The sequence below is a fragment of the Achromobacter piechaudii NBRC 102461 genome, assembly GCF_001571245.1.
Taxonomy (GTDB): domain Bacteria; phylum Pseudomonadota; class Gammaproteobacteria; order Burkholderiales; family Burkholderiaceae_B; genus Achromobacter; species Achromobacter piechaudii.
Genome location: NZ_BCTK01000006.1, coordinates 1,226,221 through 1,234,547 on the forward strand (window position 1 = coordinate 1,226,221; position 8,327 = coordinate 1,234,547).

The window sequence follows — 8,327 nt, forward strand, 5'->3', positions numbered from 1 at the left end:
CCGGCCGTCCGGTCGAGGGGACATCATGAAGAAAATCGTGTTTGCAATCACGCTGTCGCTCGCGGCCGGCACGGCCGTCGCCCAGACCAGCAATTCAAGTTCCACGACGTCTGCATCGTCGGGATCAACCAACGCCGGCAACAACCAGGGCATCACGCTGAACTCGAACAACAGCGGATCCAGCACCGTCAAGACGGTGCCCCCGGTGGGAGGCCAGAGTTTCTACGGGTCGTTTTCGTCCGACAGCTGCATGGTGTCCGCCGGTGGTGGCGGGTCCGTGGTGGGCTTCGGCATGAACGTGGCGATTCCGATCGAAGACCAGAAGTGCAGCTTGCGGCGCAATTTCGAGCGCACGATGCAGGCGGCCGCTTCGACCAAGGACGCTGACCGTTCGCGCCGGCTGGAAACGGCGGCCATCGACATCCTGTGTCAGACGGATGACCGCACCAAGGCGGCGTTGGTCGCGCAGGGCTTGTGCACCAATCCCGCCCTGACGACGGCCGATCACCGTTTCGACACGACGGCGGTGGCCCAGACGGCGCCGACCACAACCACCGCCGGCGCACCCGCCGCGCCCGTCCAGCCCCAGGCGCAACTGCGTCCGGCCACGAGTACGGCCGCCTTGCAGGCGATGCCTGTGCAGACGGCGCAAACGACCGCGCTGGCCGCGCCGCCCCTGCGAAATCCGCGCCTGGAAAGCCAGCGCTTCGCCGACCTGTATTCGCCGGGATGAGGCGGGCGTCTACGCCGAGGGCGGCGGCGCGACCGCCCCGGTGGGCTCCACGGGACCGGGCGGCGCAGCGGCCAGCAGCATGGTGGGGGGCGAGGACACCTCAAGGCCGGCGTCGTGCAGGCGCTTGAGGACAGTGAACAACAATGCGCTGCGCACGCCATAGGCCGCGCGTGGCGACGACACATAACCCTTGGCGTTGAAGATCAGATGGCCGTTTTCCAGGCCGTCCAGGAACACATTGGGGGCGGGGGTGTCCAGCACGTCTTCGTGGTCGGCGAAGGCTTGCAGCATCAGTTCGCGCACCGCTTCGGCGTCCGTCGACAGCGGCAGCGGCAATTTGATCTGCACCAGGCCAAGCGGATTGGAGCGGGTGACGTTGCGCACGGTCTTGGTCACGAATTCGGAGTTCGGGACGATCACAGTGGAACGGTCGCCCATCTGGATCTCGGTGGCGCGCACGTTGATGCGCAGGATGTCGCCTTCGACGCCGCCCAGCGACACCCAGTCGCCTACCTTGACCGGCCGTTCGGCCAGCAGGATCAACCCGGACACGAAGTTCTGCACAACGGCTTGCAGGCCAAAACCGATACCGACCGACAGCGCGCTGGCAATCCACGCCACGCGTTCCAGCCCGATGCCGGCGGCGGACAAGGACAGAGCAAAAGCGATCACGAAGCCCGCATAGCCAAACAGCGTGGCCGCCGACAGCTGCATGCCGGGATCCAGCTCGGTCGTGGGCAGGTAACGGTTCGACAGCCAGCGCTTGAGCACCTTCACGCTGAGTAGCGACAAGGCCAGCACCAGCAGCGCCTGCAATACGGCGCCCGGCCGGATCTGCGCTTCACCGATCGCCAGGCCCTTGCGCAGTTGGTCGAATCGTTGCAGCAGGTCCATCGGCCCTTCGCCGAACGGCGCGAGCAGCAAAATGATGGCGAGCAAGCCGACCGCCACGCGGCCCACGCCCGAAAGCAGCACGGCCGCCTGGTCGCGCAGGCTGGGGCCATCGCGCTCGCCTTCGCGGTGGGACGTGCCCAGCAAGGTGCTGAAACCGTCCTCGATCAGGGTCGACAACAGATAGGCCGACGCCATCACGATCAGGACCCACAGCACCTGCTTGGCCAGGAACGCGCCGAACGCCACGTAGCCGGCCAGCAGGCTGGCCATGCCCAGGATCAGCACGGCCCACACGGTGCCCAGCAGCAGCGACACCCAGAAGGGGGCGGGCGCGTCGCTTTCCTGAATGAACTGGCGGCGCAAGCGGCGGCTGATGGCCAGCACCGTGCTCATGGTCGCCATGATCAGCACGGCCACGATACCGGTCAGCGTGATGGTTGTGGTCAGGCTGGCGTTAAGCAGGACGGGCAGGCGCTCGGCCAGCCAGATCATTACCACCAGCGTGCCCAGAACATTGGGCAACCAATGCAGCCGCGCGGCGACCACGTCGCTGATGGGCGGCAAGCGCCAGGACGGACGGCTGCGCGAGAACAGTGCATTGCCCAGCCCCGACACATACCCGCCAAAACAGACGGTGGCCACCAGCGTCGCCAGCAGCGCGGCGGTGTTGTCCGAGAGCTGCGAATTCCAGTCCAGGCCGGTATGGATCAGCAGGGCGATGACGCCGGGCGTCGCCACCGACAGCATCACCTGCGCCACGGCCAGGAAGGAACGGCGCAGCCGGCCGGGCGGCACGCGGGTAGCGGTCAGCCGCAGGATCAGCCGGCCGATCCAGATTCGCAACGCGATGACGAAGGCTGCCGCAGCGCTCAATAGCAGCCAGCCCCACTTCGGCGTCTGGCCGACGGCAGTGGACAAATCGTCGCCAAGCGCTTCCAGCCGTTCAAGATCGCGCGGAAATTCAGCGCGGAATTCGGTCCAGAACTGGCTCGACAGGAAGGAATCGCGGCGTTCGCCCATGCGCGCCTGGAACTGCGTGCGCCGCTGCGCGGAGATCTGTTCGGCGGTCTGGCCGGCATCCACCGACAGCAGCCGCGCCAGCTTGATCTGTGCGTCCAGCGCGCGACTGTTCTTTTCCAATTGCGCGCGCTGCGCCGCCACGTCGGGCGCTTCCTTGGCGCCTTCCGGCGGAGCGCCCAATTCGCTCAAGCGGGCGGTGACGCTGGCCAGCTGCGGCGTCAGCGCTTCGGTGGCCGCGTCGGCCTTGGATTGGATATCGAGGGCGTCGCCGCGTTGCTTGACCAGCGCGGCATCATCGGTTTCGTCGCTGATGTGCTTGCGGATCTCATCGATCTGCTTGCGGGCGGCGGCCAGCAGCGTTTCGGTTTCCGCGGGGTTCTGCGGCGGCGCGGCGTAGGCGGCCGACAAGCAAAACGACAACATCATCGCCGCGATCAGGGCGGCGAACCAGGACGTGCGCCAGTGGCGGGCGCTGGCCAGAAACAGGGCAGGGATGTGGTTCATATTCCGGGGGGCGAGACACTCGCGTCGAGGCGGCAGCATAACAAGCCGTGGCCCGGCCCGTTGCAACAAAAATCACGCTACGTCCCTGGTTTTTGATGCGGCGGATGGTGGCGGTGGGGGCGGCCGGGTGCCGGGCGAGAAACAGGGTCGGGTCTGTGGGACTCGCTGGGCGCGGTCGATGCCCGGCCGGCCCTGCGTAAATCCGCTTACCAGGCCAACGTTTGGATTCAACTGCGGCGCGGCGCCAGGCCTCGTGCGACCGGCTTTTTGGGCTTGCCCAGCACCGCGTCGCACACGTCCAGCCACGCCCGCGCGGCGAACGACAGGTAGCCCGATTGCAGCCAGATATGGCCCACTTCCCACTGCATGCCGGACTTGGCCAGCTTGGCGGTGCTCAGGCCGCGCGTTTTCATGCGCTGCATCAGGGGTTCGGGCAGCAGCGCCACGCCCAGCCCGGCCGACGCCATCGCCACCAGGAAGTCCCAATGCGCGCTCTGGGCGGCGATGCTGGGTTGAAACCCGGCGTCGGCAAAGGCCTGGCGTAGTCGCCGCGTGATGGCGAAGTCATCGGTGGGAATCAGCAGCCGCGCATCGCGCAGCGCATTGAGCGGCAGGGAAGTCTTGCCGGCCCATGGCGCATCTGGCGGGCCGATCACCCAGATCGGGTAGCTGCCAAAGGGCTGCGCGGCCATTCCGCCGTCGGGCGCAATCGGCAAAATGGTCGCGCCGACTTCGAGTTCGCCGCTGGCCACCAGGCCTTCTACGGCTTGCCCCGTGCCCTCGCGCAAGGTCAGGTGTATGCCGGGATGCAATTCCCGGAAGCGCTTGACGACCGGCGTGAACAGCAGATTGATCATGGGAGGAATGCCGACTTCCAGCGCGCCTCGCCGCAGGTCGGCGGTCTGGCGCATTTCTTCGTTCAGTTGCCGCATGGTGTCCAAGACCTGCAAACCGCGTTGGTACATGACGCGGCCGGTGTCGGTGGGCCGGGCGGTGTGTCCATCGCGGATCAAGAGCGGCGTGCCGGCTTCTTCTTCCAGCTGGCGAATCATCTTGCTGACGGTGGACTGCGTCACGAACAGGGTTTTGGCGGCCTGCGTGAAGCTGGCGTGTCTGACGGTTTCCACGAAATACCGCAATGCGCGCACGTCCATGGCGGCAGGCTCCCGGCGCTTGCGCGCGCAATGACAATTCAAACGATGAAAAAAACGACTGATTCGCATGATTTTAAGTCATTACGAGATTTAAGCGCGCCTTCCTATACTGCGGAAAATTCGTCGCGGGGCAGGCGTGCGCTTGCTTCGGGACATCGGGAAACGCCGCGTCAGACGGCGCCCGGACGCGCAATGACGTCATCGCCGCGTCCGGCCGCAAGCCGCTGGCCTTTAAATCTGGAGACACCATGCATCTCGACCGTATTCGCCATCCCGGGCTGCTCGACAAGATCACGTCCGCCGACAAGGCGGCACTGCTGGTCAAGGACGGCATGACTGTGGGAATGAGCGGGTTCACGCGCGCAGGCGACTGTAAATCCGTGCCGGCCGCCCTGGCCCGCCGCGCCGAGCGCGAGCCGCTTGCGATCACGCTGATCACGGGCGCGTCGTTGGGACATGACACCGACAAGATGCTGGCGCAGGCCAATGCGTTGACGCGCCGCATGCCGTTCCAGGTCGACACCACGTTGCGGCGCAAGATCAATCAGGGCGACATTGCCTTCATCGACCAGCATCTGTCCGAAACCGTGGAGCAATTGCGCGCCGGGCATCTGGGGCCGATCAACGTTGCCATCATCGAAGCGGCCGCCATTACGGAGACGGGCGGCATCGTGCCGACGATGTCGGTGGGTAATTCCGCATCGTTCGCGCGCCAGGCCGACAAGATCATCATCGAGCTGAACGTCGGCGTGCCGGCAGCCATCGAAGGATTGCACGACATCTATGAACCGGCGGACCGCCCCGCGCGTCAGCCCATCGGCTTGGTGTCGCCCGACCAGCGCATCGGTCAACCGTTTATCGAAGTCGACCCGGACAAGATCGCGGCGATTGTGATCACGCACGAGCCGGACAGCCCGTCCAATGCCTTGCCGCCCGACGACGAAACCAATGCGATCGCCGGCCACATCAATACGTTCCTGCGCGCGGAAGTTGACGCCGGTCGCCTGAGCAATGCGCTGCTGCCTTTGCAGGCGGGCATCGGAACCATCGCCAACGCCGTGCTGCATGGGTTCGAGTCGTCGGACTTCGAGCAATTGACGATGTACTCGGAAGTGCTGCAAGACAGCGCCATCGAGCTGCTGGATCAGGGCAAATTGGCGTTCGCGTCGGCCTCGTCGATTACCGTGTCCAAGCCGGTGTACGACAAGATCCTGGCGAACCTCGCGCATTATCGAGAGCGCATCGTGTTGCGTCCGCAAGAGATCAGCAACGCGCCGGAAATCGTTCGCCGCTTGGGCATCATCGCCATCAACACCGCTTTAGAGTTCGATATTTACGGCAACGTGAATTCCACGCATGTCGGCGGCACGCACATGATGAACGGGATTGGCGGCTCGGGCGATTTCGCGCGCAACGCACATCTGGCCATTTTCGTGTCGAAGTCGATGGCCAAGAACGGCGATATTTCAAGCGTTGTGCCGATGGTGTCCCACGTGGACCACACGGAGCACGATGTGGACGTGCTGGTCACGGAGTGCGGCCTGGCCGACCTGCGCGGACTGGCGCCGCGTGAACGCGCGCGCGCCATCATCCAGCATTGCGTGCATCCGTCCTACCGTGCGGCGCTGCAAGATTATTTCGACCGTGCTTGCCAACGCGGCGGGCAAACCCCGCATCTGCTGGAAGAGGCGTTCTCGTGGCACCAGCGTTTTAACGAAACGGATTCGATGCACGCTGATAAGCCGGCCACGCGCAAGGCGGCTTGAATTTGATTCAGGGTTCGCCTGCGGCCGGTTCGCCGTCCCTGTCGGGGATCGGCGTGACCAGGGCGCAGCGCGAACGCTCCAGCTCTTCGTGCAGCCACTCTTTCAGCGCGACCAGCGGCGCCCAGTCGCGCAGGCTGGGCGGGTAAACCAAGTGATAGGTTTGCGTCTGTTCATAATGGACGCTCATTGGCGACACGCGCACCAGCCGGCCCGCGCATAGCGCATCGGCCGCGAGCAACTCACGGCCCAGGGTGATTCCCAATCCTTGCTCGGCGGCTTGCAGCATCATGCTGGCGTCGTTGAACGTTGCCACCGGGGTAACGGGCGTGTTCAGGCCTGCCGCGTTGAACCAGTGTTGCCACATTTCGCGTTCACCCAGTAAGGGCTGGCGGGCTAGCGTTTCGGGCGAGTTGTCTTCAAGCGAGGCCGCCGTTTCCGGCGAGGCCAGCGCAATCAAAGGCAGGGGCATGTCGAACAGCGGTTCGGATTCGACGCCCGCCCACGGGCCACGGCCAAATCTCAAGGCGGCATGAAAGCCGTCCCGCACCAGATCGACTACTTGCTGAGAAGTCTCGATCTCCAGCGACACCCCCGGGTTGCGGGCGCGCCACCGCGCCATGCGCGGCAGTAGCCATCGCTGCGCAAATGAGGGCAGCACCGACACGCGCATCCGTTGTTCGCTGCCGGTGGCCGAGGCGGCAGCGGCCATCACGCCTTCATCCAGCAGCGCCAGCGCGCTTTGGACACTGCACAGCAGCGCGGCGCCCGCGCTGTTCAAGACGATGCCGCGCCCGCTGCGTTCGAACAGCGGAAATCCCAGCTGTTCCTCCAATCCTTTGATCTGCTGGCTGACCGCGCTGTGCGTCAGATGCAGGCGTTCGGCGGCGGCGCGCAGGTTCTGGAGTTCGGCCACGGCACGAAAAGCGGGCAGGGTATTAAGAGGCAGGCGCATGGGGGGAAATATCGGTCAGCGGAGTAATGGTTAGCTTAACTAACCATTATGTGGAAAACAATTGGATTTTCATGCGGTGTTTGGGCGATTACGCTTACCAAAACTTCAGTCCTTATCAAGGAGACCGCCATGTCTGCCCCAGTTTTCCCCGCATCCTCGCATTATGAAGCCGCAGCGTCAGGTCGGCCGGCACACTTGCCGGCGGGCGCCGGGTTGTTTTCGCTGCTGTGGGCCGCCTTTCGTCAGTGGCGGCTTCAGTCGCGCCTGCGCAATCTGGCCGCGGAAATGGATCCGCGCATCATGCGGGACATGGGTGTCCCGGATTGGTTGATCTCCGAAAGCACGGCGGAGCGCCAGTTGGCCCGTCTGCGCGACGTGGACTACTTGCGCTGGTGAGGTGGGAGCCGGAAATCTTCCCTCTGACGCTCAACGACAACCCCCTCTATATATAGAGGGCGCGATGTCGCGGCGCTTCTCTCTCTATATAGAGGGGCAGGCGACGGGGGCACGATCTTCTCGCGCTACCGCCATATATTTGCGTCGCCGTCATGACAGGCGCAAAACTTGTGCTATAGTCTCGCTCCTTCGCAGTTCAGACACTTTGAACCGCGAAGACAAGACAGCGCAACAGGCCACACGGCAGTGATCCGCAAGGAAATCTACCCAGCGTGCCGCCAAGCAGCCAGGAATGGCAGCGAAGCGGTTATTGCATGGATTGCAGCGAATTAGGCAAAAGCCAGTTGCGCAATCTGCAAAAATCGTGCTATAGTCTTGGGCTTGGCTGGTGATGAGGATTAAGGGTTTACCCGGATCAACATTGCAAGCCACCTGAGCAGTAACCGACCTCTGGTTTCCAGAGTCGCCAAAAGCGAAAGCGAGCGGCGGGGTTGCAAGATAGGATGCAAATTAGGCAAGAGCCGGTTGCATAATCTGCAAAAGTCGTGTTATAGTTTCAGGCTTGGCGGTTGCCGAAAACTTAGGGTTTACCCGAATGGGTGGTTCTGATGTTTCGATAGCTGCTAAAGAGAGCAGACCTGAAGAGGTCGCCGGCAAGAAAGCAAGGGTGCGAAAGCAAACGACGCTGACTTGACAAGCGATAAAAACTTCTTCATAATCTCGCCTCTCTGCTGCTGAAAACAGCAAGCGCTGCAAGGCAAAACGCCGAACAGCGTAGCAGTAAGAAGTACCGAATTTGCAGTACCGCTCTTTAACAATTAAACAACCGATAAGTGTGGGCGCTTGATGCGATGCACTTGTGATTTCGGGCCTGGGGTTAAACTTGGTCTCGGATCACAAGCACAATG

General features: G+C 63.4%; 7 protein-coding genes. 3 read left to right on the top strand and 4 right to left on the bottom strand.

What is annotated here, in order from left to right; translation table 11 throughout:
- The first annotated feature begins 25 nt into the window (after positions 1 to 25).
- The gene (locus API01S_RS17740) at positions 26 to 733 is read left to right on the top strand and encodes a hypothetical protein (protein ID WP_050731200.1); all 708 of its coding nucleotides are present in this window, start codon (positions 26 to 28) and stop codon (positions 731 to 733) included.
- Positions 734 to 742: 9 nt separating this feature from the next.
- On the opposite strand, the gene API01S_RS17745 is transcribed toward API01S_RS17740, so the two are convergent.
- Together API01S_RS17745 and API01S_RS17750 are read right to left on the bottom strand one after the other, a co-directional pair.
- Positions 743 to 3,151 carry a DUF3772 domain-containing protein gene (locus API01S_RS17745; protein WP_061305533.1) on the bottom strand — a complete coding sequence of 803 codons (2,409 nt, stop codon included), beginning with the start codon at positions 3,149 to 3,151 and terminating at the stop codon, positions 743 to 745.
- Positions 3,152 to 3,378: 227 nt separating this feature from the next.
- Positions 3,379 to 4,305, bottom strand: coding sequence for a LysR family transcriptional regulator (locus API01S_RS17750; RefSeq protein ID WP_061305535.1), 927 nt, complete (start codon positions 4,303 to 4,305; stop codon positions 3,379 to 3,381).
- A gap of 248 nt (positions 4,306 to 4,553) precedes the next feature.
- Here API01S_RS17750 and API01S_RS17755 point away from each other — a divergent pair, with 248 nt between their 5' ends.
- A complete protein-coding gene (locus API01S_RS17755) occupies positions 4,554 to 6,071 on the top strand; it encodes an acetyl-CoA hydrolase/transferase family protein (RefSeq protein ID WP_061305537.1) in 1,518 nt (505 codons plus the stop codon).
- A 7-nt stretch (positions 6,072 to 6,078) separates the two neighbouring features.
- Here API01S_RS17755 and API01S_RS17760 read toward each other — a convergent pair whose 3' ends face one another.
- Positions 6,079 to 7,023, bottom strand: coding sequence for a LysR substrate-binding domain-containing protein (locus tag API01S_RS17760; protein WP_061305538.1), 945 nt, complete (start codon positions 7,021 to 7,023; stop codon positions 6,079 to 6,081).
- Positions 7,024 to 7,152: 129 nt separating this feature from the next.
- Between API01S_RS17760 and API01S_RS17765 the strand changes: the two genes are divergently transcribed.
- Entirely contained in the window at positions 7,153 to 7,419 is a 267-nt protein-coding gene (locus API01S_RS17765; RefSeq protein ID WP_254598609.1) for an isoleucyl-tRNA synthetase, read from the top strand.
- A gap of 510 nt (positions 7,420 to 7,929) precedes the next feature.
- Here API01S_RS17765 and API01S_RS29205 read toward each other — a convergent pair.
- A complete protein-coding gene (locus API01S_RS29205) occupies positions 7,930 to 8,175 on the bottom strand; it encodes a hypothetical protein (protein ID WP_156487122.1) in 246 nt (81 codons plus the stop codon).
- Positions 8,176 to 8,327 lie beyond the last annotated feature (152 nt).

Excerpts from the sequence above, each read along its gene's own strand:
- API01S_RS17750 (WP_061305535.1), bottom strand. The coding sequence starts at position 4,305 with ATGGACGTGCGCGCATTGCGGTATTTCGTGGAAACCGTCAGACACGCC.
- API01S_RS17740 (WP_050731200.1), top strand. The coding sequence starts at position 26 with ATGAAGAAAATCGTGTTTGCAATCACGCTGTCGCTCGCGGCCGGCACG.
- API01S_RS17755 (WP_061305537.1), top strand. The coding sequence starts at position 4,554 with ATGCATCTCGACCGTATTCGCCATCCCGGGCTGCTCGACAAGATCACG.
- API01S_RS17765 (WP_254598609.1), top strand. The coding sequence starts at position 7,153 with ATGTCTGCCCCAGTTTTCCCCGCATCCTCGCATTATGAAGCCGCAGCG.
- API01S_RS17745 (WP_061305533.1), bottom strand. The coding sequence starts at position 3,151 with ATGAACCACATCCCTGCCCTGTTTCTGGCCAGCGCCCGCCACTGGCGC.
- API01S_RS17760 (WP_061305538.1), bottom strand. The coding sequence starts at position 7,023 with ATGCGCCTGCCTCTTAATACCCTGCCCGCTTTTCGTGCCGTGGCCGAA.